Source organism: Streptomyces sp. DT190, assembly GCF_049846985.1.
Classification (GTDB): Bacteria; Actinomycetota; Actinomycetes; order Streptomycetales; family Streptomycetaceae; genus Streptomyces.
The window spans coordinates 561,463-587,478 of sequence record NZ_JBNCNM010000003.1 but is presented as its reverse complement, the minus strand read 5'-3'; the positions used below and the strand labels follow the sequence as shown (position 1 = coordinate 587,478).

At 71.6% G+C, this 26,016-nt stretch carries 18 protein-coding genes; 14 read left to right on the top strand and 4 right to left on the bottom strand.

What is annotated here, in order from left to right:
• Positions 1-304: 304 nt before the first annotated feature.
• Together nrdR and ACPXCS_RS09400 are read left to right on the top strand one after the other, a co-directional pair.
• Positions 305-865 (top strand): transcriptional regulator NrdR, encoded by a 561-nt coding sequence (gene nrdR / locus ACPXCS_RS09405; protein WP_425944908.1) that lies wholly within the window; start codon positions 305-307, stop codon positions 863-865.
• A 162-nt stretch (positions 866-1,027) separates the two neighbouring features.
• On the top strand, positions 1,028-3,919 hold the full coding sequence (locus ACPXCS_RS09400; protein ID WP_425944907.1) for a vitamin B12-dependent ribonucleotide reductase: 2,892 nt from the start codon (positions 1,028-1,030) through the stop codon (positions 3,917-3,919).
• Between the two features lie 119 nt (positions 3,920-4,038).
• On the opposite strand, the gene ACPXCS_RS09395 is transcribed toward ACPXCS_RS09400, so the two are convergent.
• On the bottom strand, positions 4,039-4,572 hold the full coding sequence (locus ACPXCS_RS09395) for a TerD family protein (protein WP_425944906.1): 534 nt from the start codon (positions 4,570-4,572) through the stop codon (positions 4,039-4,041).
• Between the two features lie 156 nt (positions 4,573-4,728).
• Between ACPXCS_RS09395 and ACPXCS_RS09390 the strand changes: the two genes are divergently transcribed.
• From ACPXCS_RS09390 to ACPXCS_RS09380, 3 genes are all read left to right on the top strand, one after another.
• Positions 4,729-5,334: a YdbC family protein gene (locus ACPXCS_RS09390; RefSeq protein ID WP_425944905.1), complete on the top strand. Its 606-nt coding sequence runs from the start codon at positions 4,729-4,731 to the stop codon at positions 5,332-5,334.
• 262 nt (positions 5,335-5,596) lie between these two features.
• Positions 5,597-6,256 (top strand): histidine phosphatase family protein, encoded by a 660-nt coding sequence (locus tag ACPXCS_RS09385; RefSeq protein WP_425944904.1) that lies wholly within the window; start codon positions 5,597-5,599, stop codon positions 6,254-6,256.
• Positions 6,257-6,268: 12 nt separating this feature from the next.
• On the top strand, positions 6,269-7,174 hold the full coding sequence (locus tag ACPXCS_RS09380) for an ADP-ribosylglycohydrolase family protein (RefSeq protein WP_425944903.1): 906 nt from the start codon (positions 6,269-6,271) through the stop codon (positions 7,172-7,174).
• A 372-nt stretch (positions 7,175-7,546) separates the two neighbouring features.
• Here ACPXCS_RS09380 and ACPXCS_RS09375 read toward each other — a convergent pair whose 3' ends face one another.
• Positions 7,547-9,097, bottom strand: coding sequence for an MFS transporter (locus tag ACPXCS_RS09375; protein ID WP_425944902.1), 1,551 nt, complete (start codon positions 9,095-9,097; stop codon positions 7,547-7,549).
• A 187-nt stretch (positions 9,098-9,284) separates the two neighbouring features.
• Between ACPXCS_RS09375 and ACPXCS_RS09370 the strand changes: the two genes are divergently transcribed.
• From ACPXCS_RS09370 to ACPXCS_RS09360, 3 genes are all read left to right on the top strand, one after another.
• Positions 9,285-9,902, top strand: coding sequence for a TetR/AcrR family transcriptional regulator (locus tag ACPXCS_RS09370; RefSeq protein ID WP_425944901.1), 618 nt, complete (start codon positions 9,285-9,287; stop codon positions 9,900-9,902).
• An 81-nt stretch (positions 9,903-9,983) separates the two neighbouring features.
• Positions 9,984-10,685 (top strand): ribonuclease HII, encoded by a 702-nt coding sequence (locus ACPXCS_RS09365; RefSeq protein WP_425944900.1) that lies wholly within the window; start codon positions 9,984-9,986, stop codon positions 10,683-10,685.
• A 68-nt stretch (positions 10,686-10,753) separates the two neighbouring features.
• Positions 10,754-11,383 carry a hypothetical protein gene (locus tag ACPXCS_RS09360; RefSeq protein WP_425944899.1) on the top strand — a complete coding sequence of 210 codons (630 nt, stop codon included), beginning with the start codon at positions 10,754-10,756 and terminating at the stop codon, positions 11,381-11,383.
• Between the two features lie 393 nt (positions 11,384-11,776).
• Here ACPXCS_RS09360 and ACPXCS_RS09355 read toward each other — a convergent pair whose 3' ends face one another.
• Together ACPXCS_RS09355 and ACPXCS_RS09350 are read right to left on the bottom strand one after the other, a co-directional pair.
• Complete coding sequence (locus tag ACPXCS_RS09355) at positions 11,777-12,391, bottom strand: hypothetical protein (protein WP_425944898.1); 615 nt, start codon at positions 12,389-12,391, stop codon at positions 11,777-11,779.
• A 331-nt stretch (positions 12,392-12,722) separates the two neighbouring features.
• Positions 12,723-14,888, bottom strand: coding sequence for a RecQ family ATP-dependent DNA helicase (locus tag ACPXCS_RS09350; RefSeq protein WP_425944897.1), 2,166 nt, complete (start codon positions 14,886-14,888; stop codon positions 12,723-12,725).
• Positions 14,889-15,030: 142 nt separating this feature from the next.
• On the opposite strand from ACPXCS_RS09350, the gene ACPXCS_RS09345 reads away from it, so the two are divergent.
• From ACPXCS_RS09345 to ACPXCS_RS09320, 6 genes are all read left to right on the top strand, one after another.
• Positions 15,031-16,950 carry a DUF4192 family protein gene (locus tag ACPXCS_RS09345; RefSeq protein ID WP_425944895.1) on the top strand — a complete coding sequence of 640 codons (1,920 nt, stop codon included), beginning with the start codon at positions 15,031-15,033 and terminating at the stop codon, positions 16,948-16,950.
• A 617-nt stretch (positions 16,951-17,567) separates the two neighbouring features.
• Positions 17,568-19,487, top strand: coding sequence for a glycogen debranching N-terminal domain-containing protein (locus ACPXCS_RS09340; protein WP_425944975.1), 1,920 nt, complete (start codon positions 17,568-17,570; stop codon positions 19,485-19,487).
• A gap of 131 nt (positions 19,488-19,618) precedes the next feature.
• Complete coding sequence (locus tag ACPXCS_RS09335; protein ID WP_184589838.1) at positions 19,619-20,377, top strand: NUDIX hydrolase; 759 nt, start codon at positions 19,619-19,621, stop codon at positions 20,375-20,377.
• Between the two features lie 137 nt (positions 20,378-20,514).
• Positions 20,515-22,845: an ATP-binding cassette domain-containing protein gene (locus tag ACPXCS_RS09330; protein WP_425944893.1), complete on the top strand. Its 2,331-nt coding sequence runs from the start codon at positions 20,515-20,517 to the stop codon at positions 22,843-22,845.
• A gap of 161 nt (positions 22,846-23,006) precedes the next feature.
• A complete protein-coding gene (locus tag ACPXCS_RS09325) occupies positions 23,007-23,894 on the top strand; it encodes a FadR/GntR family transcriptional regulator (RefSeq protein WP_425944892.1) in 888 nt (295 codons plus the stop codon).
• Between the two features lie 427 nt (positions 23,895-24,321).
• The gene (locus ACPXCS_RS09320; RefSeq protein WP_425944891.1) at positions 24,322-25,866 is read left to right on the top strand and encodes an RNA polymerase sigma factor; all 1,545 of its coding nucleotides are present in this window, start codon (positions 24,322-24,324) and stop codon (positions 25,864-25,866) included.
• Positions 25,867-26,016 lie beyond the last annotated feature (150 nt).

Below are 26,016 nucleotides of genomic sequence, written 5' to 3'. Positions count from 1 at the left end.
GGATGCGGCCGTGTCGGGTCGGGGCGTGGGTGCTCGGCGGTGTACGGCGGCGTTCCGGCGGCACGCGGGGCCGGTGTGGGTCCGTCCGCCGGGTGTCACCTGCGGCTACGCGTGCGACACGCGCGTAAGGCCTGGATGTATGAGCCAATCCCCACATCTAGTGGTTGGATTGCAGCAGCAGCCCACAAGTTGTGGTCCCCCCGGTCTACGCGGCCATGGTCATCGCCTATGCTTGGGGCTGCTTCGTGGGACGCGAGACGTCCAGCGAGGCTAATGAGTCTGCTGTGAGGAGGGTTGGGAGATCATGCACTGCCCCTTCTGCAGGCACCCCGACAGCCGGGTCGTCGACAGCCGTACCACCGACGACGGCACGTCGATCCGCAGGCGCCGCCAGTGCCCTGACTGCTCCCGTCGTTTCACGACCGTGGAGACGTGCTCGCTCATGGTGGTGAAGCGGTCCGGCGTCACCGAACCCTTCAGTCGCACGAAGATCATCAATGGTGTGCGCAAGGCGTGCCAGGGACGGCCCGTCACCGAGGACGCGCTCGCCCAGCTGGGCCAGCGGGTCGAGGAGGCGGTGCGGGCCACCGGAAGCGCCGAGCTGACCACCCACGACGTGGGGCTGGCCATACTCGGCCCGTTGCAGGAACTCGATCTCGTCGCCTACCTGCGCTTCGCCTCCGTCTACCGGGCCTTCGACTCGCTCGAGGACTTCGAGGCGGCCATCGCGCAGCTCAGGGAAGAGACGGGACGCCCCGACGCGGACGACGGCGACCGCGAGGACGCGGGTGCGGGGAGCCAGGAAGACGACCGCGGGCCCGGAGGGACTCCACAGGTCCCCGAGCCCGCAGGCGCCGCCGACTGACCGGCGGGCCGGACCCGGCGGCAGTTCCGGGACCGGCCGGGCGGCGGCGATGTGAAGACCTGTTGCGGGTGACGTGAGCGGACACCCGCAGCACCAGACAGAACACCGTGCACCGGAACAACGGGGCACTTCAGGGCGTTTTCGCCCGTACAGGGAGGCGGCATGACAGAGACGGCGAGCGGTCCGGCACGGAGTTCCCGCGCCAAGAGCCCCAAGGCGAGCAAGGGCCTGCGTATCGAGCGCATCCACACCACCCCTGGGGTCCACCCCTACGACGAGGTGGCCTGGGAGAGCCGTGACGTCGTCATGACCAACTGGCGCGACGGCTCGGTCAACTTCGAGCAGCGCGGCGTCGAGTTCCCCGACTTCTGGTCGGTGAATGCGGTCAACATCGTCACCAGCAAGTACTTCCGCGGTGCCGTCGGCACCCCGCAGCGCGAGACCAGCCTCAGGCAGCTGATCGACCGCATCGTGAAGACGTACCGGAAGGCCGGTGAGGACCACAAGTACTTCGCCTCGCCCGCCGACGCCGAGATCTTCGAGCACGAGCTGGCCTACGCCCTCCTGCACCAGATCTTCAGCTTCAACAGCCCCGTCTGGTTCAACGTCGGCACCAAGCAGCCCCAGCAGGTGTCCGCCTGCTTCATCCTGTCCGTCGACGACTCCATGGAGTCGATCCTCGACTGGTACAAGGAAGAGGGCATGATCTTCAAGGGCGGCTCCGGCGCCGGCCTGAACCTCTCCCGGATCCGCTCCTCCAAGGAGCTGCTGTCCTCCGGCGGCAACGCCTCCGGCCCGGTCTCCTTCATGCGCGGCGCCGACGCCTCCGCGGGAACGATCAAGTCCGGTGGCGCGACCCGCCGCGCCGCCAAGATGGTCGTCCTCGACGTCGACCACCCGGACATCGAGGACTTCATCGAGACCAAGGTCAAGGAAGAGGAGAAGATCCGCGTCCTGCGCGACGCGGGCTTCGACATGGACCTGGGCGGCGACGACATCACGTCCGTCCAGTACCAGAACGCCAACAACTCCGTCCGCGTGAACGACGAGTTCATGAAGGCGGTCGAGGACGGCGGCCAGTTCGGCCTGCGTGCCCGGATGACCGGCGAGGTCATCGAGGAGGTCGACGCCAAGCAGCTGTTCCGCAAGATCGCGGAGGCCGCCTGGGCATGCGCCGACCCCGGCATCCAGTACGACGACACGATCAACAACTGGCACACCTGCCCCGAGTCCGGCCGGATCACCGCGTCGAACCCGTGCAGCGAGTACATGCACCTGGACAACACGTCCTGCAACCTCGCCTCGCTGAACCTGATGAAGTTCCTCAAGGACGACGGCCAGGGCAACCAGTCCTTCCAGGCCGAGCGGTTCCAGAAGGTCGTCGAGCTGGTCATCACCGCGATGGACATCTCGATCTGCTTCGCGGACTTCCCGACCCAGAAGATCGGCGAGAACACGCGCGCGTTCCGCCAGCTCGGCATCGGCTACGCCAACCTCGGCGCCCTGCTGATGGCCACCGGCCACGCCTACGACTCGGACGGCGGTCGCGCCCTCGCCGGCGCCATCACCTCCCTGATGACCGGCACGGCCTACCGCCGCTCCGCCGAGCTCGCCTCGGTGGTCGGCCCGTACGACGGGTACGCCCGCAACGCGGACGCCCACAAGCGCGTCATGAAGCAGCACGCCGACGCCAACGACAAGGCCGTCCGCATGGACGACCTGGACACCCCGGTGTGGGCCGCCGCCAGCGAGGCCTGGGGCGACGTCCTGCGCCTCGGCGAGAAGAACGGTTTCCGTAACGCGCAGGCGTCCGTGCTCGCCCCGACCGGCACCATCGGTCTCGCGATGTCCTGCGACACCACCGGTGTCGAGCCCGACCTGGCGCTGGTCAAGTTCAAGAAGCTCGTCGGCGGCGGCTCGATGCAGATCGTCAACGGCACCGTGCCGCAGGCCCTGCGCCGCCTCGGCTACCTCGAGGAGCAGATCGAGGCGATCGTCGCCCACATCGCCGACAACGGCAACGTGATCGACGCCCCCGGCCTCAAGCCCGAGCACTACGAGGTCTTCGACTGCGCCATGGGCGAGCGGGCCATCTCCCCGATGGGCCACGTCCGCATGATGGCCGCGATCCAGCCGTGGATCTCCGGCGCCATCTCCAAGACGGTCAACATGCCGGAGACGGCGACCGTCGAGGAGGTCGAGGAGATCTACTTCGAGGCCTGGAAGCTCGGCGTCAAGGCGCTCGCGATCTACCGCGACAACTGCAAGGTCGGCCAGCCCCTCTCCGCCAAGACCAAGGAGAAGGAGAAGGCGGAGATCACGGAGAAGACCGAGGAGACGATCCGTACCGCGGTCGAGAAGGTCGTCGAGTACCGCCCGGTCCGCAAGCGCCTCCCGAAGGGACGTCCCGGCATCACCACGTCCTTCACCGTCGGCGGCGCCGAGGGCTACATGACGGCCAACTCCTACCCGGACGACGGCCTCGGTGAGGTCTTCCTGAAGATGTCCAAGCAGGGCTCGACCCTCGCGGGCATGATGGACGCCTTCTCCATCGCCGTCTCGGTCGGCCTGCAGTACGGGGTGCCGCTGGAGACGTACGTCTCGAAGTTCACGAACATGCGCTTCGAGCCGGCCGGTATGACGGACGACCCGGACGTGCGGATGGCGCAGTCGATCGTCGACTACATCTTCCGCCGCCTGGCGCTGGACTTCCTGCCCTTCGAGACGCGCTCCGCGCTCGGCATCCACTCCGCCGAGGAGCGTCAGCGTCACCTGGAGACCGGTTCGTACGAGCCCTCCGAGGACGAGGTCGACGTCGAGGGCCTGGCCCAGTCGGCGCCGCGTGCGCAGGAGCTGAAGGCCGTTTCCGCTCCGAAGGCGGAGGAGGCGGCCAAGCCCGCCCCGCAGCAGGCCCACACCAGTGCCGAACTGGTCGAGATGCAGCTGGGCATCCAGGCCGACGCCCCGCTGTGCTTCTCCTGCGGGACGAAGATGCAGCGTGCCGGTTCCTGCTACATCTGCGAGGGCTGCGGCTCCACCAGCGGCTGCAGCTGACGCCGGGCGCCTGAGCCGATGACAGAGGGGCACCGCCTTCGGGCCGGTGCCCCTCTCGTCGTCACTGAGCTGTCACAGAGCCTCGTGGGCGTCCGCGCGGGACGCTCCGGAGGGCGGCGTCAGGACCGGCCCACCGCGCCCATCGTCCTGGTGAACGCCACGGGGTCGCCCTCGAAGCCGCGCAGGCCGGGACGGAAGCGCCAAGGGCCGGTGCCTTCCCGGACGAACTCCGCGACCGTGGCCGCCGTGGCGCCCAGGACGCCGCCGAAGTCGTCCTCGGCGAGGACGTCGTACCCCTCGCGGATGCGCAGACCGGGATTGACGACACTGACGAAGGTCCGCTCAGCGGGGCGCTGCTGGATGATGACCCCGACTACCACGCGCGCGTACCGGTCGGCGAGCCGCTCCAGCTCCAGCATCATGACCTCGTCGAAGCCGAAGCCCTGACCGTCCTTGCTGTCCCGGTTGAGGTAGATCGTCCCGTCGGGGGAGCGGCTGTCGAAGTGCACCACGTAGGCGGGGTCGCCGTGCGGATCGTCCGCCGTGTACGTCGCCGCGACGAGATCCAGGTCGGTGGAGGGCTGCCCCGCCGGGCTGGGATCCCACCGCACCGCGATCTCGACCTTGCGCAGCCCCTTGTTGAGCCCGTCCACCGGCGTCCCCTTCCCCGTTCCGACCCGCCCGTTCAACCCCAACTGACGGGCACTCACGACTGTTTGTCCATCCTGCCACGCGCGCGGGTGCCCGCGGGGCAGAGCGGTCCAGCCGGGAGTGACCGGCGCCACGCTCCCTGGCCTTACCATGGCGCGGTGCTGGTCAAGTGGATTCGCTGCACCGTGGTGGACCGCCGCGGGTTCGAGCGGGGGCAGCGGAAGTGGGCGGGGCTTCTGGGGGAGCCGGGATTTCGCGGGCAGGGGGGTGGCTGGAGCCGGAGACGACCGGACGTGGCGCACATCTTCGCGTTCTGGGAGAGCCGCGCCTTCTACGACTCTTTCATGGCGCGGTCCCACGACCGGCTCGCGTCGGCGCAGTCGGGCACCTTCAAGGACGCCCAGGTCAGGCTCTTCGACTACCGCTTCGATGTGAAGACCGGCTTCGAGCCGCGCTTCACGGACGCCGACCTGCTGCGCGTCGCTCTCTGCCGTGTCCACGAGGAACGGGCCGAGCACTTCGTGCTGATGCAGGAGAAGGTCTGGAACCCGGCCATGGCCGGTTCGCCCGGCATGGTGCGCGGGCTGTTCGGCGAGGCGCCGGGCAACGAGTACCTGGTGCTGTCGATGTGGCGGTCGGCCGCCGAGCACGGCAAGTACCGCACCGAGCGGGTGGAGCGGCTCGCCCTGCGGGCCCAGACGGAGGCCGACGTGGCGGCCCTGACCGGTGACGTCGTGGACATGGAGCCGAGCTGGACCGTCTGACCGCGGCCGGTGCTGGACCGGCGACGTCTGACTGGGCCGGTGTGGGAGCGGCGACGTCTCACCGCGCTCGGCTCGGGAGCGGCGATGTCCGATCGCGGCCGGCTCGGGAGCGGGCGATGTCTGACCTCAGTCGGCGCTCGGGGCCGGCGACCCCGCGTGCGCGCCTCGCGTGCGCGCCCCCCGGTGCGGAATTCGTGTGACCTACGCCGTAAGGGTACGGTCCGGGTGCTCGGCGAGCCCTGACCCGATCTAGGGTTTCGGCATGGCACGACCACGGCGCATCGTCCTTGTCCGGCACGGCGAGTCAACGGGCAATGTTGATGACTCCGTGTACGAGCGTGAACCCGACCACGCCCTGGCCCTGACCGACCGCGGTCGACGGCAGGCGGAGGCGACGGGCGAGCGGCTGCGCGAGCTGTTCGGCGGCGAACGCGTCAGCGTCTACGTCTCCCCGTACCGGCGCACTCACGAGACACTGCGCTCCTTCCACCTGGACCCCGGGCTCATACGCGTACGCGAGGAGCCACGGCTGCGCGAGCAGGACTGGGGGAACTGGCAGGACCGGGACGAGGTCCGCCTGCAGAAGGCCTACCGGGACGCGTACGGCCACTTCTTCTACCGTTTCGCCCAGGGCGAGTCCGGCGCCGACGTCTACGACCGGGTCGGCGGCTTCCTGGAGAGCCTGTTCCGCAGTTTCGAGGACCCCGACCACCCGCCGAACGTCCTCATCGTGACCCACGGGCTGGCGATGCGGCTGTTCTGCATGAGGTGGTTCCACTGGACGGTCGCGGAGTTCGAGTCACTGTCGAATCCGGGGAACGGCGAGATGCGGATGCTCGTTCTGGGAGACGACGGCAAGTACACACTGGACCGGCCGTTCGATCGCTGGCGTGATCCCGAGCCGTACGGGATCTCCGGATAGAGTGGCAGGGCGATGACCGCTGACTTCTCCCCCGAGGTGCGCCTGGACCGCGCCCTGGCCGCCCTGCGCGGACTGTCCGTCGGGGACGCCCTGGGCTCCCAGTACTTCGTGCCGGTGAACTACCCGCTGCTGAAGCGCCGCGAGCTCCCGCCCGGGCCCTGGCAGTGGACCGACGACACGGAGATGGCGGGTTCCGTCGTCGCGGTGCTGGCGGCCCATCACCGCATCGACCAGGACGCGCTCGCCCGGTCCTTCGCCGAGCACCACGACTTCGACCGGGGCTACAGTCCGGCGGTCAACCGCCTCCTGCGACTCGTCCGGGAGGGCGGCGACTGGCGCGAGCTCGCCGCCGGGCTGTTCAACGGCCAGGGATCCTGGGGCAACGGCGCGGCGATGCGGATCGCCCCGCTGGGCGCCTGGTACGCGGACGACCCCGAGCAGGCCACCCACCAAGCGGAGATCTCCGCCTACACCACCCACCAGCACCGCGAGGCCGTGGTCGGCGCCATGGCCGTCGCCGCGGCCGCCGCCTTCGTCGCGGCGCCGGGCGGACCGCCCAGCGCCGAAGCACTCCTCGACGGAGTGATCGACCTGGTCCCCAAGAGCGCGGTGGGCGCGGGGCTGCGCCGGGCCCGCGACATGCTGGACTACGGCGACGCCGCCACGGTCGCGGCGGTGCTGGGCTGCGGGCGGCGGACGACGGCCCACGACACCGTGCCCTTCGCCCTCTGGTCGGCCGCGAGGAGTCTCCACGACTACGAGAGGGCGTTCTGGACGACCGCCCAGGTCGGCGGTGACGTCGACACGACCTGCGCCATCGTCGGTGGCGTGATCGCCTCGGGCAAGGCGGGGACGCCGCCCGCCGAATGGGTTCAGCGGACCGAGGCCCTTCCGGACTGGGTGCCGACGTCGATCTGAGGGACAGGCACCCCCCGCGTGCCGACCGCACGGCCTGGGCGCGGCCCCTCGGATGCCTTCGCAGTCCGGGTCGGCACCGCTTCTTTGCGCACTCTGCGTATTCATGGGAACTCTGCGTGACGGCCCGCTCGTTGTCCTGACAACCGCTGCGTGGCGGCGGGGGGTGGGATGACCGGGCAGGCGATCCCGGGAGTCCGTGCTGGATGCGAGGGGGTGATCATGAAGGCGTTGCTCGCCGTTCTGCTCCACTGCTGGAGTGCTGCCGTGCGCCTCGTCGGGGCCGGGCCGGCCGCGGTCCGGCCCGGCAGCGGCCGGCAGGACTCGGTCGGTCCTGCCGGCGAGCCGCAGCAGCCGGTTCGTGACGTCCCGGTGTCAGCCCATCCCCGGCCCGGCCGAGCCGGCCAGTGCCTCCAGGTCGCTCTTGCGGACCCGGATCACCAGCCAGGCCGTGACCACGGCCAGGACGGCCATGGCGGCGGCCGGGACGAAGGCCGCGGAGATGCCCTGGGCCAGTACCTCGTGCCCCCAGGGCGCCGGCAGCTGGTGGGTGGTGGCGAACTCCGCCTTCTGCTGCGCGGAGCCCTCCGCCATGAACTGCGGAAGCTGCTTCTCCGCCTCGTTCCTGGTGGCCGAGCCGAAGACCGTCGTCAGGATGGACAGACCCAGCGCTCCACCCACCTGCTGTGTGGCGTTGAGCAGCCCGGACGCCGCGCCCGCCTCGTGCTGGGCGACGCCGGAGACGGCGGTGAGCGTCAGCGTCACGAAGTTCAGCCCCATGCCGAAGCCGAACACCAGCATCGGGCCGAGGACCCCGCCGACGTAGGAGCTGTCGGAGCTGATGAGCGCCTGCCAGGCCAGTCCGATCATCGCGAGCACCGAGCCCACGACCATGAACGGCTTGGGGCCCAGCACCGGCAGGAACCGCTGGGACAGACCCGCGCCCAGCGCGATCACGACCGTGACGGGCAGGAAGGCCAGTCCTGCTTCGATCGGGGTGTAGCCGAGCACGTTCTGCACGAACAGCACGATGTAGAAGAACATCCCGAACATGGCCGCAGCCAGGCTCAGCATGATCACGTAGGTGCCCGAGCGGTTCCGGTCGGCGAACATCCGCAGGGGTGTGATGGGGTCCTTGGCCCGGGACTCGACGATCGCGAACGCCACCAGCAGGATCACCGCGGCTGCGAAGGAGCCGATGGTGAGGCTGTCTCCCCAACCCTCGTCCGCCGCGCGTATGAAGCCGTAGACGAGGGCCGCCATGCCCGCCGTCGACGTCACCGCGCCGGCGATGTCGAAGCGGCCGGGGTGCCGCTCGGACTCGCTGATGTAGAGCGGTGTCAGTACCGCGATCAGCACGCCGATCGGCACGTTCACGAAGAGCACCCAGCGCCAGTCGAGCCACTCGGTGAGCATGCCGCCCGCGAGCAGGCCGATGGCGCCGCCACCGGCCGAGACGGCGGCGAAGACACCGAAGGCCCGGTTGCGCTCCGGCCCCTCGGGGAACGTGGTGGTGATGAGCGCCAGCGAAGTGGGCGACGCGATCGCGCCTCCCACACCCTGCAGGACGCGCGCGGCCAGCAGCTGCCAGGGCTCCTGAGCGAACCCGCCGAGCAGCGAGGCGAAGGTGAACAGCAGGATGCCGGCCATGAAGACGCGGCGACGGCCGAGGATGTCGCCGGCACGGCCGCCGAGGAGCAGCAGGCCGCCGAAGGTGAGCGTGTAGGAGCTGACGACCCAGGTGAGGTCGGTGGTGCTGAATCGGAGTGCGTCTTGAATGTGCGGGAGCGCGATGTTCACAATCGTCGCGTCGAGTACCACCATGAGTTGGCAGGCCGCGATGACTGCGAGGGCGATGCCGGGGTGTCCCTCCCGACGGGCCGCACCCGGCTTCTTCTGGTCTTGGAGCAAAGGAGAGGTTGTCACTATGGGTCCCCCACGAGTGCCTTAGTGAACGCTCGCGTTCACTGTCGCGTCAACGGTAGTGAGTCCCCGACAGTGAACGCAAGCGTTCACTTACGGCGGCGTCGCTCGGCACGTCCCCCTGTGGTGCCGCCCGGCGCGCGCCCCATCCCCGGAATCCCCGCTTCCTCTGCTCGTTGGAGAGAGTCCGATGGTTACCCCGAGCTGGGCGGATGCCCCCGCTCAGACGGCCCGCCGCCGCGGCGCCGTGCTCGAACGCGCGATCCTCGACGCCGCGCTGGACCAACTCAGCACCGTCGGCTGGAACGGCCTGACGATGGAAGGTGTCGCCGCCGGCGCCCAGACCGGAAAGGCGGCCGTCTACCGGCGCTGGCCCTCCAAGGAGGACCTCGTCGCCGACGCCCTGCGCGCCGGGCTGCCGGAGTTCGACCAGGCGCCCGACGAAGGGGGTGTGCGCGAGGACCTCTTGGCGCTGTGCCTGCGCGCCCGTGACGCGATGTTCTCCCGCCCCGGTTTCGCGCTTCGCTCGGTCATTCACGAATGCGACACGACTCAGGCCGAACGCTTCCACGCGGTCATCTTCGACGGTGTCGTGGAGCCCACCATCAAGATGCTCCGTGAGGTGATCGAGCGAGGCATCGCCCGAGGTGAGGTGCGTTCCGACGCTGCCAACGGGTACGTCTTCGACGCCATCCCGGCCATGATGATGTACCGCTCCAAGATGTGCGGCTGCGAATGGAGTGACGACGAAATCACGGAGATGATCGACCAGTTGATGGTTCCGCTGCTGCGGCCGGACGGTTCCTGAACCGCGTTGCTGAAGGCCCTGGCGCCACAGGGTGGCCCAGGGTGTCGCGGCTGGTTCGGGGCGGCGTAATCTAGGGGCGCCATGCCGTACGAACCGCCTACTCACACCGTCGAGCGCTCCCTTCGCGCCACGACCGGAGCGAAGATCGTTGCAGGTGTCGACGAGGTGGGGCGCGGCGCGTGGGCCGGTCCCGTCACCGTCTGCGCGGCGATCACCGGACTGCGCCGCCCGCCCGAGGGCCTCACGGACTCGAAGCTGCTCACCATCAAGCGACGCACCGAACTCGCCGAGACCCTGCGGACGTGGGTGACGTCCTATGCCCTGGGGCATGCGTCACCCGAGGAGATAGACGATCTGGGCATGACCGCCGCTCTGCGGCTTGCGGCCGAACGCGCTTTGAACGGCCTGCCGGTCCGTCCCGATGCCGTCATCCTCGACGGCAAGCACGACTATCTCGGCACGCCCTGGCGGGTCCGTACGGTGATCAAGGGCGACCAGTCCTGTGTGGCCGTCGCCGCGGCCTCGGTGATCGCCAAGGTCCAGCGCGACAAAATGATGGCCGAACTGGGTATCGACCATGCAGACTTCGGTTTTGCGGACAACGCCGGGTATCCATCACCCGTGCACAAGGCCGCATTGGCGGAGCGGGGCCCCACCCCCTACCACCGGTTGTCGTGGGCGTATCTTGATGCGCTGCCCCAGTGGCGGCACCTCAAGAAGGCCCGCAGCTGGGCGGACGGAAAGGTTCCGGAAATCGAGGGTCAGCTGGGCTTCGATTTCTGACGGTTTCGTTCGCACGCGTGTGCCACCCGCTGACGCGGGCCGTACTAACGTTTGATAAATATCAACCCATGCCTCTCATTCCCGAGGAGCCTCAGATTCACGAGAGTGCCCAGGGTCCCCGCGCCACTCCGGCCAGCGGCCGCACCGCGCCGACCCCCCGTCCCGTACCCGGCCCCCGTCCCGCGGCTCCGTCGCGTCCCGGTCGTCCCGGACCTGTCCGGCCCACGCCGCCGGTGCAGCGAACCCCGCGTGACGTGGCCGCCAAGCCCGCTCCGTCGGGCCCCGCAGCCGGTGCCGCCGCCCCGGCCACCCCGCAGATCCAGCTGATCCCGGCCTCCGTGGAAGGCGCGCTCGACGCCGCCGAGGAGGCCGTGGACCTGCTTCTGGACTCCGGTCGTGCCCCCGGCGACATCCTGGTGATCACGACCGGCGAGCAGCACCCGTGGGCCACCCACGAGCTGTCGTTCGGTGAAGCCTCCTACTGGGCCCAGCACGACGCCCGCGACGACGTCTTCTACACGGACGCCACCGTCGCGGCCCGCGCCGCGTCGCGCCCGGTGGTCGTCGTCGCCGTCAACGGCGGTTCCGAGGCCGCTGCCGCCGGCGCGCTGGCCCTGGCCCACACGCGCGCCAACGCCCTGCTGATCGTCTGCGGGGATCCGCAGCGGATCAACGCGGTGCTCGGCGCGGGCGTCTGAGCCGGCGCCGCAGCGTCCGCCAGGGCGTCGACGGCTGACATCGGACGCCGCTTCGGCGGCTCTCGCACAGCGGACCCTTCGGCCTGCCCTGAGAGCGGAACGTCTTGGCGTCAAGGGGTGAAGGCTGTCATGTGGTTCGGGCTGCCCGGGTCCGTGTCGTCGTTCCGCCGTGCCCAGGTGGCGTCAGGCCGGTGCCCAGAGGGTGCCGTGCCCGTGTCCGGGTGGTGCTGTGCCGCTGTCCAGGTGATGTCGCGTCACGGCTTCCAGGTGATGGCGTGTTGCCCGCGGCGCTGCCGCGGGCAGTCGGACGAGCGCGGGAGAGCGGGGTGCCGGTGTGCCGCGCCGTGGGGCGCGGCACCGGAGCCGAGGACCGGCGGGTGCTCGGCCGGGACCTCAGCGAGCCGCCGCTGCGCGGCGCAGTATCTCGGAGGCGGCGCCACCGGTACGCGGCTGCGGCGGTGGTGCGTCCGACGTGTCGAACGGCTCCGGTGCCGAGGCCGAGTGCGGGCGGCGTCCGCCGCGGTCCTCGCCCAGGACCTGCCAGCCGTCACGGGTCAGCGTGATGTACGCCCCGCACCGGAGCCCGTGCAGGGTGCAGGCGTCACGCAGTCCCCACATCCACGCCCCGTCCTCCTCCGTCCAACGCGCGTCTCCCTCACGGCAGTAGAGCAGCACCGCGGTCCGCACCGGGGTGCGCCGCCGCAGGTCGTGGGGGATGATGCGGCGCAGCTGCGCCAGCAGCACGTTGCGGAACATCCAGCCGTCGGCCGGGGCCGGACGGCGGACGAACGAGGCGCTCGCCCGCAGCCGCTCGTCCGGATCCAGCACGGCGATGACAGCCGTCGCCGGCTGCGGATGGTGCCGGGCGTGCAGTCCGCTGACCACCTCACGGGGGCTGCGCAGCAGGGGGATCCCCGCGGCGGCCCATTCCGCGGGTTCGAGCAGGCGGTTGGCGGAAGCGGCGGACGTCGACGCCGCTGCCGAGGCCGGAGCGAATCCGAAGGTCACGGTCCTCCCTTCGGCTACGCGCCCACACTGCGGGCGGGGTCGGATTCCTGGGAGCGCGCACCGCAGGGAAGCCCTACCGAGCGGCAGGCGAACCGTGCGGGGAGCGGACCTCAATTCTTCCTGTCGAACTTGAATGCGGCAACGAGCAATTGAGGCACCCGACCGTTATCAGATGATGCGCGGCTAATATCCCCACCCCGTGTGTCACCGAGCCACCCATGGGGCGTTCGAGCACGACACGTTCGTACGCCACGGAGGCGTGCGGCGTCCAGGGGGCGTGCGCGAGGAGCCCGTGGCCGGTGCCTCGCGCCGGGGTTCGGGCCGACGGCTGTCAGCCCTGCACGGCCAGCACCAGCGGCAACACCCCCTGCGCCCCGGATCGTCGGAGCAACCGGGCCGCGACCGCGAGGGTCCAGCCGGTCTCCGTGTAGTCGTCCACCAGGAGGACCGGACCTTGGGCCTGGGCGAGGACGGAGGCCAGATCGGGTGGCACGGTCAGCGCCCCGTCGAGCGCCTTCAACCGCTGGGCGCTGTTGCTGCGGGGGCCCGGGAACGTCTCACCCGTGTACTCGACGGTGCCCAGCAGCGGCAGCCGGCCGACCTCCGCGATGCGCGCCCCCAGGGAGTGGATCAGCCGGGGACGAGTGCGTGACGCCACGGTGACCACGCCGACCGGGCGCGGCGGGGCGTCGGGGGACTGCGAAGCCCAACCGCCGGGCCCCCTGGCCCAGTCGGCCAGGACGTCCACCACGGCCTTCGCCACGTCGTCCGGCACCGGCTCGTCGGGGGCCTGGGGCGTGAGCAGGGGCCGCAACCGGTTGCCCCAGCCGATGTCCGACAGCCGACCCAGCGCACGCCCGGATGCAGCCTGTTCGCCGGCCGGGATGCGGCCCTTGAGGTCCACGCCGATCGCCGGCAGGCCGGTCGGCCACATCCGGCGGGGTTCCACCTCCACACCCGCACGTCCCAGATCGACGCGCGCGGCGTCCAGCGCCTCCACGGAGGTGTCGGCGCTGAAGCGCGGGCCCGCGCAGTTGTCACAGCGGCCGCAGGGCTTCGCGGCCTCGTCGTCCAGCTGGCGCTGCAGGAACTCCATGCGGCAGTCCGTCGTCGACGCGTAGGCGCGCATGGCCTGCTGTTCGGTCTCGCGCTGACGCGCCACCCACGCGTACCGCTCGGCGTCGTACGTCCACGGCTGCCCGGTCGCGATCCAGCCGCCCTTGACCCGCTTGACCGCACCGTCCACGTCCAGGACCTTGAGCATCGTCTCCAGGCGGGAGCGGCGCAGCTCCACCAAGGGCTCCAGGGCGGGCAGTGACAGTGGCTTCTCCGCGTGGGCGAGGACATCGAGCGTGCGGCGCACCAGGTCCTCGGAGGGGAAGGCGAGGGACGCGAAGTACTTCCAGATCGCCTCGTCCTCCTTCCCGGGCAGCAGGAGCACCTCGGCGTGCGCGACACCGCGTCCCGCGCGCCCCACCTGCTGGTAGTAGGCGATGGGGGAGGAGGGTGAGCCGAGGTGCACCACGAACCCCAGGTCGGGCTTGTCGAAGCCCATGCCGAGCGCGGAGGTGGCGACCAGCGCCTTCACCTTGTTGGCGAGCAGGTCCTCCTCGGCCTGCTGGCGGTCGGCGTTCTCCGTCTTGCCCGTGTAGGACGCGACCGTGTGCCCGCGCTGCCGGAGGAAGGCGGTGACCTCCTCTGCGGCGGCCACCGTGAGCGTGTAGATGATCCCCGAGCCCGGCAGGTCGTCGAGGTGTTCGGCGAGCCACGCCATCCGGTGCGCGGCGTCCGGCAGCCGCAGCACGTTCAGGCTGAGGCTGTCCCGGTCCAGCGGCCCTCGCAGCACGAGCGCGTCCGAGCCGCCGCCCGTGCCGAGCTGCTCGGCGACGTCGGCCGTCACACGCGCGTTGGCCGTGGCGGTGGTCGCGAGCACGGGCACACCGGGCGGCAGGTCGGCGAGCATCGTGCGCAGCCGGCGGTAGTCCGGCCGGAAGTCGTGGCCCCAGTCGGAGATGCAGTGCGCCTCGTCCACCACCAGCAGCCCGGTGGCGGCCGCGAGCCTGGGCAGCACCTGGTCGCGGAAGTCCGGGTTGTTGAGCCGCTCGGGGCTGACCAGCAGGACGTCGACCTGACCCGCGGCGATCTCGTCCTGTACGGCTTCCCACTCCTCGGTGTTGGAGGAGTTGATGGTCCGGGCGTGGATGCCGGCCCTGGCGGCCGCCTCGACCTGGTTCCGCATGAGCGCGAGCAGCGGGGACACGATCACCGTGGGGCCGCTGCCCTGCGCCCGCAGCAGTGAGGTCGCCACGAAGTACACCGCGGACTTGCCCCAGCCCGTGCGCTGGACGACCAGGGCACGGCGTCTGTCGGCGACCAGCGCCTCGATCGCCCGCCACTGGTCCTCGCGCAGCCGGGCCGCTCCCGAGTCGTCCCCGACCAGACGAGTGAGGACGGCGTCGGCCGCCGCCCGGAGATCCGCGTTGCTCGTGTGCTCCATGCGTCCCATACAACAGGACGGCGGTGACAGCGGGCGCGGTGCCTGTGGACGGGCGACGCCGCGTCGCCCCGGGTGACGTGTGCCTGATACGAGTTATCCACAGGGCAAAGCGGAGTCCTGAGTTCTGCGAGATCGTCTTCGCATGACGAACCACGGCGAAACGACTGGATCCCCTGAAAACGGTGACATCGGGGGGTCCGTCCCACACCACGCACAGGGAAGCGCCCGACCGAGCAGCGAATCGAAGAAGCGGACGGGCGGCGCGGCCGGCCCGCACGTCCCCGGCCAGGCGTACGGCGGTCACGGCGGCGAGCACCAGGTCACCCTGCGCACACCGGCCGAACTGGCCGATGCCCTGCCCTACCTGCTCGGATACCGCCCGGAGGACAGCATCGTCCTGGTCGCACTGCACGACAAGGACGGCCGGGGACGGTTCGGGGGCCGGGCCCGGCTCGGCATCCCCACGCAGGAGTACGACTGGCCGTCCGCAGCCCGCCAGCTGGCGCACGGCCTGGTGAAGGGCAGCGAGCGCAGAGGAGCCCGTCCCGAGTCGATGGTGGCCTTCCTGTGCCAGGAGCCGGGGAAGGACGAGACCGGCCGCCAGGTCATGGAGCGGCTGAGGCCACTGGCGCAGAGGCTGCGCGTCGAGTGCGGTTCGCTCGACGTGGTGGTGGTCGAGGCGCTGTGCATCTCGGAAGGACGTTACTGGTCGTACTGCTGCGACAACCCCGTCTGCTGCTCGCCCGAGGGTGCGCCCATGGGCCTGCCCGGCACCTCCGTGCTCGCCGCCGCGGCCGCCTACGCCGGAATCCAGGTCCGCGGCACGCTGCGGGAGTTGCGGGCTCGCCTGCAGCCGTGGGAGAGCGCGGCCGCGCTGGAACAGGAGGCCGCCCTGGACGCCGCGAGCATGGCGCTCGTCCCGCGCATCCTGGACGAGTCCGGCCGTGCCGAGGTCGCCGACGAGACGCTCGACCTCGCCGAGCGGATCCTCGACCGCCTGGCCGCGACCCAGCCCGTCTCCGGCATGCTCCTGGCCGACCTTCGCGATGACGACCTGATCGGACACGACGAGGCCGCCCGGCTGATCCTCGGCCTCCAGGACCGCACCACCCGTGACCGGGCGGCCGAGTGGATGGAGGGCGACGAGGCCGCCCGCGCCCTGCGCCTGTGGCGGTCCCTGGCCCGCCGTTGCGTCGGTCCCTACGGCGAACACGCGGCCGCACCGCTCACCCTCGCCGGTTGGGTCGCATGGTCGACCGGCGACGAACTGGAGGCACGGGAAGCCCTCGCCATGGCCCTGGGCGCGGATCCCGACTACCTCTTCGCCCGCCTCCTGCACCAGGCCTGCAACGAAGGGCTCGAACCGGAGTCGATCCGCCGCTGCCTGCGAGCGGAGCGCGACGGGCGCGGGCGGGCGGTGGGCACCCGGGGTGGTGCGGGTGAGGAGAGCCCGGGGGTGCCTGGCGAGGACTTGGTGGCGCGGGAGGAACAGCCGGGAGCGCCGGGGGAGGACTTGGTGGCGCGGGAGGAGGGTCCGCGAGTGCTGGAGGAGGACTTGGTGGCGCGGGAGGAAGGTTCGCGAGCTCCTGGGGAGGGCTCGGGAGCCCGAGCGGCCGGTTCCGCGGCGCGCCCGGACGTCGGCCAAGCCGTCGGGAACGGGGGGAGGACGGATGCGCCTCCTCGGGACGACTGCGAACCCTCGACCGCAACGGCGGCCACCCGTCGACGCCGCCGTGTCCGTTCGGCCGGCACGTCTCCCGGGCGTACTCAGCTGGCCGGCGGTGTCCCGAGCCCGCGGACATCCCTCCGGCGTACGCCGGAGGGGCCCACACGGCCTGCAGGCGCTGCCGAAGCTGTCAGGCGCCCTGGCCGCGCGGCACCGCCGAAGACCGGGCGATCCGGGGTTGCACGACCCGGGATTGCACGACCCGATACTGCTCGATCCGGGACTGCACGTACGAGCGGCAAGCGTGCGCGCGAGGTGCACAAGACGGTCCTGCCCAACCGCGACAACGGACAGGAAGACACCCGCCCCGGACGCCCCACGGAGGCAGAGGAGTGAGTACCTGGAGGACCTGACTGGCCCGTGTGACCCATGCGGCCCGCGTTCGTGTGGCCTGGGCGGGCCGCATGGCCCGGCCGGCCTGGGCCGCCGGTGCGGCCCGGGCGGGCAAGGGGCCGGGGTGCGGGCGTGACCCCGGCGGTGTCCCCGCCGTTCACCTGAGTGGCGGAACGCCTCGACCGGCCGGCCCGCCGCCCTGCCCCTGCCCCGTCGGAGCCCTCCGGCGCCGAACCCGATCGAGGCGCACCGAGCGCAGAGGAAGCCTCCCCATGCACCAGCCGACTCCGCCCTCCGCCGCCGACAGCCGTCCTTCCCCGGGCATGCCCCCGCGACCTCCCGAGGCCGTGTCGGCGGCCGGGCCCGGGCCCGGGCCCGGCTCCGAGGCTGGGCCGGGCGCAGCGCCGCCGGGCGACATCGGCGCACCTCCGCGCGCGGCAACCCGGGTCGACGGCTTCGGGCCCAGGTTCCCGGGCTCGTCCGCCGACGCCTCACCCTCACGGCCGCCGGCTCAGGGCCGGGCCCCGACCTCCACCGGACAGGTGCCCTCACCGCCTCCCCGAGGAGCCACGATCCCCGGTCTGCGCTGGTCCGCCGATCTGCCGCCCGCTCACGCGGTGATGATCTGCGTCGCCCTTCCCGGCCTGGCCATCTCGACCGAGGAGGGACAACTGACCGGACGGGGGCTGGAGGGGTTCTACCGAGCCGGCCGCCGCGTGCTCTCCCGGTGTGAGATCCGTGTGGCCGGGCGGGAGCCCTTGGCAGTGCAGGCCCGGATGGCCGCCGCCGACCGGGCCCGCTTCGTGGGCACGCTGCGCACCTCACCGCAGGCGGGCCCGGACCCGGACGTGGTCGTGGAACGCAACCGCTACGCGGACGGCACCGAGCGGATCACCCTGTACAGCGCGGCTTCCCGGCCGCTGCGCCTGCCGGTCGAGGTGTCCCTGGGCACGGACCTCGCCGACCTCGGGGCGATCGCCTCGGGCCACGCGGGGCCCGAACTCCCCGCCAGCGTCCACGACTCCGGCCTGCGCTGGTCCTGTGCCGCCGGCAACGCGTCCGTGACGGCCGAACCGCCTCCCTCGGACGCCCTCGCCTCGGCCGGGCTGCTCCGCTGGGAGCTGGACCTGCCCGCGGGCGGCAGCAGAAGCGTGGAACTGCGGGTACGGCCGGACGGCGCGGGCCCCCTCCGCGCCGTGGGCCGCGCGGCGATCAGTCCCCTCGCCGCGGCGCGTGCGGAAGGCGACGATCCCACAGCCCCCGCTCTGCTGCGGACGAGCATCGAGGACCTCCAGGCCCTCCTGCTGCGAGACTCCGCCCACCCCGCCGACACCCACCTCGCGGCCGGCGCGCCCTGGCGCTGCGGTCTGGCCCCGGCGGACGCGCTCGTCGCCGCCCGCATGGCCCTGCCCCTCGGCACCGGCCTGGCCGCGGGGACACTGCGGATCCTCGCCCGCACCCAACTCACCGGCGCCGGGCCGCAGTCCGGAATGATCCCCGGCCCGAGACGGGACGCCGGCCCGCTCCTGCCGCCGCAGTGCACCGGCATGGAAGCCACGCTGCTGTTCCCGGCCCTGCTCGCCGAGGCCCGCCGCTGGGGCCTGTCCGAGAAGGAGACGGAGGCCCTGCTCCCCGCCGCCGAGCGGTGTCTGACCTGGCTCCGGACCACCGTCGGCGACGCCCCGTACCTGCGCGACCCGCACCCCGGCCCTCTCAGCCGCTGCGAGACACAGGCACACGCCCACCGGGCCGCGCTGCTCGGTGCCGACCTGCTCGACGCGTACGGACGTACGGGCGGGGAGGAACTCCGGCAGTGGGCTCAGGCCTCACGGACGGCGTTCCGGCGCGACTTCTGGGTGGAGGACCCGGGAGGCGGGAGGCCTGCGGTGGCCCGTTCCCCGGACGGCAGGCCCGTGCCGTATCTGACCTCGGCCGCGGTTCACCTCCTCGACACCGGCTTGCTGGGCGGAGGAGAGATGGCACCCGGACTGCTCGACAAGGTGCAGACCGAGCACCTGGCCCGGCTGCTCGGCAGCCCTGTCATGGACTCGGGCTGGGGCCTGCGCGGTCTCGGTGCGAAGGAGCCGGGCTTCAATCCGTTCGGGCACCGCGCCGGGGCGGTGCGGGTCCAGGAGACGGCGCTCGCCGTCGCGGGGCTGGCCGCCGCCGGCTACGAGAGGGAGGCGAGTTCGCTGCTGCGTGGCGTCCTCGCGGCCGCCGGGGCCTTCGAGCACCGTCTGCCGGAGATGTACGCGGGGGAGCAGCGCACGGAGGGCAGCGCCCCGCTCCCGCACCCCGCGGCCTGCCGCCCGGCGGCCACCGCGGCGGCCGCCGGAGTCCTGCTGCTGACCACTCTGGCCGGCATCCGCCCCGACGCCCCGGCCGGCACGGTCACCCTGAAACCCGTACGCAGCGCACCCCTCGGGGAGATCGGCTTCACCGGACTGCGCGTGGCCGGTGCACCGTTCTCCGTGCGGGTCAGCAGGCTGGGCCTCGCCATGGTCGAAGAGGCGGCCGACGGGTTGCAACTGGGGGTGTGACCTGGCACGACCTGTCATCTTCCGGCCGGCGGGCACAGACAGTCGAGCTCATATCGGACGCAAGTGGATCAGTAAGCGAAGCGACCGGTGAAAGGAGTGTTTATCGTCAGGCAGACGACTATGATCGCGCCATGCCCTACGACCCGTCAGCGTTTCCGCCCTTCGCCGTCACCGTGGACCTGGTCGTGCTGACCGTGCGCCGCCATGCCCTGTGTGCGCTGGCGGTACGCAGGGGTGAACCGCCGTTCCAGGGGCGGTGGGCGCTGCCCGGCGGTTTCGTGCGGGCCGACGAGGACCTGGCGCAGGCGGCGGCACGCGAGCTGGCCGAGGAGACCGGGCTGCGAGTCCATGATCCTGCCGTGCCCGCTCAGGACAACGGCGCTCATCTGGAGCAGCTCGCCACGTACGGCGACCCCAAGCGCGACCCCCGGATGCGGGTCGTCAGCGTCGCTCACCTCGCCCTCGCGCCCGATCTGCCCGCGCCCAGGGCCGGTGGTGACGCCAGCAACGCCCGGTGGGCTCCGGTCGAGGAACTGCTGCAGCAGGGCGGCTACGGGCGGGACGCCGAGCCGGTCGCGCCGCTGGCCTTCGATCACGCGCAGATCCTCGCGGACGGGGTCGAACGGGCCCGCTCGAAGATCGAGTACTCGTCGCTGGCCACGGCGTTCTGCCCGCCCGAGTTCACCGTGGGGGAGCTGCGCCGTGTCTACGAGGCGGTGTGGGGCGTGGCGCTCGACCCGCGCAACTTCCACCGCAAGGTGACGGGCACACCCGGCTTCCTCGTCCCCACCGGTGGGACGACCACCAGGCAGGGTGGCCGCCCGGCGCAGTTGTTCCGTGCGGGCGGGGCGACTCTGCTCAACCCTCCGATGCTGCGCCCCGAGGTCTGAGCGGGCACGCGTGGCGCGACGGGTCTCCGACCGAGAGCCGTGTGTGGCCGGGTTGAGGTCGCAACCGCGCCGGGCAGACCGTGTGGGAGAGGGCCAGGTGCCCGAAAAACCGGACATAGCGCGCTATCTTGCTGCGGGTGATCGAGGCCTTCGGACTGACCAGCAACCCCCGTAAAGAGCTTCCGCCCGCGGCCGACGACGTCTCCTTCCAGGCGCGAGCGGGCCGTGTCACCGCGCTGCTCGGTGCACCGGGCGCCGGAAAGACAACGGTCCTCAGGCTCATGCTGGAGCTCCAACAGGGCCGGGGCATCACCTACTTCCGGGGCCGCCCCCTGCATCGCATCGCCCACCCCTCACGCGAGGTCGGCGTCCTGCTCGGAGACGTGCCGGGGCACCCGGCCCGGACGGTCCGTGGGCACCTGCGCATGCTGTGCGCCGCGGCGGGGGTCCCGGTCCGGCGCGCCGACGAAGTCCTCGAAGCGGTCGGGCTCGTGAGCCTGCGCGAGGAGCGTCTCGGCACTCTCTCGCGCGGCATGGACCGCCGGCTCGGCCTCGCGTGCGTGCTCCTGGCAGACCCGCACACCCTCGTTCTCGACGACCCCGCCGGGAACCTCTCCGCGCGCGAGAGCGCCTGGCTGCACGGCATGCTGCGGGCCCACGCCGCCCAGGGCGGAACGGTCCTGTTCACCACGGCCGACCCCAAGGAGGCCGCCCGCACCGCCGACCGCGTCGTCACTCTGGAGCAGGGCAGGCTGGTGGCCGACCAGGAGGCCGCGGAGTTCGCACGGACCCGGCTGCGTCCCCGGGTCGCCGTACGCAGCCCGCACGCGGCCCGTCTCGCCGCATTGCTGGCCAAACAGGCCCGCACGGCGCAGCGCTCCGTCGAAGTCGTGCGCGAGGGCGGCAACCGCCTTTCCGTGTACGGCAGTACCTGCGCGGACATTGGGGAGATCGCATTCCGTCACAACATCGTCGTCCATCAACTCGCGGACGAGATCGGGGACATGGGGCCCGGCGCCGGAGTCGCTCCTGCCGTGCCGAGCCCGACCGCCGCGCAGCCCGTCACCGTCACCGCCGAGCGGCGCCCCACGCTGGACTCGCCTCCCAGCGCCCAGTCCCCGGAGGCAGACGCGGAGGAGGCGTCGGCCCCCACCCCACCCGTCCAGCGCGTCGGTGAGCCCCACGAGTGCTCGGACGCCGCCGTCCCGGCCTCCAGCACTCCAAGCGGCGGAGCGCCGGAGGCCGGGACGACACCCTCACCGCAGTGTGTGCCGGATGAGACGGCCGCACCGATCGACGGCCGTGGATTCTCGCCGCAGCCGCAGCCGCAGCCGCAGCCGCAGCCGCAGCCGCAGCCGGAGTCGGAATCGGAGTCGGAACCGCAGCCGCAGTCGGAGTCGGAGCCGCAGTGGCAGCCGCCGGTCGGTACGGAGGCCCCGGCCGGTGAGCCGGGCCTGCCGCAGCCTTCCCTCGTCGGCACGGAACCCGCGAGCGGCAGCTCCGGCCCCCGCTCATCTGGCGGCGCCACAACCCGTGCCACGAACGCCCTCGAAGTCCACACGCTCGACTCCGGTCCTTTCGACGCCCGCGAGCTCAAGGCCCGATCTCTGGACGCCCGCGCCCCAGAAGCCCGCACCCTCGACGCGCGTCCCCACGATGCCCTTCCCCCGCTGCCGCCCCCCATCTCCGTGCGGCCCGCGCCGAGCCCCCTGCGCCCGCTGCGCTACGAGATCCGGCGTGCCGCCGGGATCGGGACCGGGTTCCTCACCGGGGCCGTCGTGCTCGTCGTGTCCGCCGTGACCGCCGTCGTGCTCGCCCGCATCGGGCACACCCCGCAGCCGCGCCTGCTGGCGGCGTGGCCCCAGGAACTGCCCCTGCCGCCGGCGGCGCTCGGCGCGGGCCTGCTCGGCGCGCTGGCCTTCGGGGACGAGTTCCGCCACCCCGCCCTGGCGGCGGACCGCGGCACCGTGCCCCGCCGGCTGGGGCTGCTGGTCGCCAAACTGCTCGTCGCCTCGGCCACCGCGCTGACACTGGCCGTCCTCACCGTCGGCTGCGACGCCGAAGTGCTCTATCTCGTCTACGGACGGGAACTCGCCCAGGTTCCCGCCGACTGGTTGCCCCTCACCGCGAGTTGGATCGGGCTGGTGGTGGGCTGTGCCTGGGCGGGGGTGCTGGCCGCTGGAGTCTTCCGGTCCACCACGGCCGGTCTCGCCGCCGTGGCCGCCGTGCCCCTGCTCGTGGTGCCCGTCGTACACCAGCTCCTGAACGGACCGTCCGTGCGAACAGCGGCCGGGCTCCCCATGCGGCTGCGCGAGACCCTGGTGCCGCGATGGCCCTTCGGGGGAGAGCGCTATCTGGAAGCCGCCCTGCGCATGGTCTCCCAACCCGTGGGCGGTGCGCTGGCGTTGTCGCTGGCCGCTCTGCTCTGCGCCTACCTGCTCACCGGCCTGCGCAGCCGGCTCCGGTGACGACTGTCCGTAACCCTTAGTTCGGCCCTGCGCACAACTCCCCGCAGAACGCCCATTTCTTTCCGATAAGGCGTCAATTGCGACGGGGTGAGCGATCACCCTTTCGTGTGCTTTTCACCAAAGACCTCAAGGGAGTTGGAGACGACGCCGACAAAGGATGCGTGAGTACCCTTGCGCACACCATGATGACCGCCGCCCGCTCCGCTGACTCCGGCCTCGCGAGCCCGGGCGAACTCGACCGCTACCCCTACGCCGAGGCGCCCGCCGTCGACCGTGTCGGCGCCCCTGTCTGGGACGGCGGAGACCCGGAGCTGGGCCGTGTCGGCCGGCGCGCGGCGGGCAGCCGCGGGCGCGGGCTGCACGGCCAACTCGTTCAGCAGCTGGGTCAGATGATCGTCTCCGGCGATCTGGGCGCCGACCGTCCGCTGGTGCCCGAGGAGATCGGCCAGCGCTTCGAGGTCTCCCGCACCGTCGTCCGCGAGTCGCTCCGCGTCCTGGAGGCCAAGGGCCTGGTCAGCGCCCGACCGAACGTCGGCACGCGCGTGCGCCCCGTCAGTGACTGGAACCTCCTCGACCCGGACATCATCGAGTGGCGGGCCTTCGGGCCGCAGCGCGACGATCAGCGCCGTGAGCTGAGCGAGCTGCGCTGGACGATCGAGCCGCTCGCCGCCCGCCTCGCCGCGGGGCACGGGCGCGAGGAGGTCCAGCAGCGCCTCGGCGACATGGTCGAGATCATGGGGCACGCGCTGGCCCAGGGTGACGCGCTCACCTTCTCCCGCGCCGACTCCGAGTTCCACTCGCTGCTCATCCAGATCGCGGGCAACCGCATGCTGGAGCACCTCTCCGGGATCGTCTCCTCCGCCCTCCAGGTCTCCGGCGGCCCGGTCACCGGCTGTGACCGGCCGAACGAGGCGTCCCTGGCGCACCACGGCCGCATCTGTGACGCCCTCGCCACCGGCGACGGCGCCGGGGCCGAGGCGGCCATGCGGCAACTGCTCACGGTCCACCCCGAGGTGGAACGCGTGGTGCCCGCCCCGCGCGAGCACTGACCGCGTTCCACGGGCGGCGCGGTCGGGTGTGCCACCCCCCTCCTGTGGCAGCGCCCGCTCGGTGAACCGCCTCCCGTCGGACCCCGTGGGATCCTTGGTGATCCTGCGGGGTCCGACGGCGCGAAGGGGCCGTGGAACCACCAGGGCGGCCGGGGCGGTGCCAGAGGTGACATCCTTTGCCCGCGTCTGACCGTTTTTGTTCGCTTACGGGGTGTGACTCGGGCCACGCAGATTGGGCGTAACGCTCGTGGGAAGAACGCGATGACCTAAGAGGTGACAGCCGCGGAGGGAATACGGACGCCGTTCACGGCGCTGTGCATCTCCCCGGCCCCCGCCCGCGCCGTCGGCCCATCCCCAAGCCGGCGGTCGGCTCCTGTCCCTGTGGACGGGGCCGGAAGCCGTTTTCCAACGTTCCGAGAGGTTGTTCGTGTCGGCCAGCACATCCCGTACGCTCCCGCCGGAGATCGCCGAGTCCGTCTCTGTCATGGCGCTCATTGAGCGGGGAAAGGCTGAGGGGCAGATCGCCGGCGATGACGTGCGTCGGGCCTTCGAAGCTGACCAGATTCCGGCCACTCAGTGGAAGAACGTACTGCGCAGCCTCAACCAGATCCTCGAGGAAGAGGGTGTGACGCTGATGGTCAGTGCCGCAGAGCCCAAGCGCACCCGAAAGAGCGTCGCAGCGAAGAGTCCCGCCAAGCGCACCGCCACCAAGACGGTCGCTGCCAAGGCGGTGACCACCAGGAAGGCCGCCACCACCGCCACGCCGGCGGCCCCCGCAGCGGAGCCCGCCGCCGAGGAGGAGGCGCCCGCCAAGAAGGCAGCCGCCAAGAAGACCACCGCCAAGAAGGCGGCGGCGAAGAAGACCACCGCCGCCACGAAGAAGACGGCGGCCAAGAAGACCAGCGCCAAGAAGGACGACGCCGAGCTCCTCGAAGAGGAGGTGCTCGAGGAAGCAGCCCCCGGCAAGGCCGGCGAGGAGCCCGAGGGCACCGAGGCCGCGGGCTTCGTGCTGTCCGACGAGGACGAGGACGACGCGCCCGCGCAGCAGGTCGCCGCCGCCGGTGCCACCGCCGACCCGGTCAAGGACTACCTCAAGCAGATCGGCAAGGTCCCGCTGCTCAACGCCGAGCAGGAGGTCGAGCTCGCCAAGCGCATCGAGGCGGGCCTGTTCGCCGAGGACAAGCTGGCCAACGCCGACAAGCTGGCACCCAAGCTCAAGCGCGAGCTGGAGATCATCGCCGAGGACGGCCGCCGCGCCAAGAACCACCTGCTGGAGGCCAACCTCCGCCTGGTGGTCTCCCTGGCCAAGCGCTACACCGGCCGCGGCATGCTCTTCCTGGACCTCATCCAGGAGGGCAACCTCGGTCTGATCCGCGCGGTCGAGAAGTTCGACTACACCAAGGGCTACAAGTTCTCCACGTACGCCACCTGGTGGATCCGGCAGGCGATCACCCGCGCCATGGCCGACCAGGCCCGCACCATCCGTATCCCGGTGCACATGGTCGAGGTCATCAACAAGCTCGCGCGCGTGCAGCGCCAGATGCTCCAGGACCTGGGCCGCGAGCCCACCCCGGAGGAGCTGGCCAAGGAGCTCGACATGACCCCGGAGAAGGTCATCGAGGTCCAGAAGTACGGTCGCGAACCCATCTCGCTGCACACGCCCCTCGGCGAGGACGGCGACAGCGAGTTCGGTGACCTCATCGAGGACTCCGAGGCGGTCGTCCCGGCCGACGCGGTCAGCTTCACGCTCCTCCAGGAGCAGCTGCACTCCGTCCTGGACACCCTGTCCGAGCGCGAGGCGGGCGTCGTCTCGATGCGCTTCGGTCTCACCGACGGTCAGCCGAAGACCCTCGACGAGATCGGCAAGGTCTACGGCGTGACGCGTGAGCGCATCCGTCAGATCGAGTCCAAGACCATGTCGAAGCTGCGCCACCCGTCCCGTTCGCAGGTGCTGCGCGACTACCTCGACTGATCGAGCTCGTACGACGCGCAAGGCCCGGTCCCTCAGGGGGCCGGGCCTTCGTCGTGCGCGCGCCGCGCACCCGTGGCGGGCGGCGCGGGGCGGGGCGCAGGCTCGCGTGGGTGCCGGGCGCAGGCTCGCGCGGGTGCGGGGCGCTGCCCG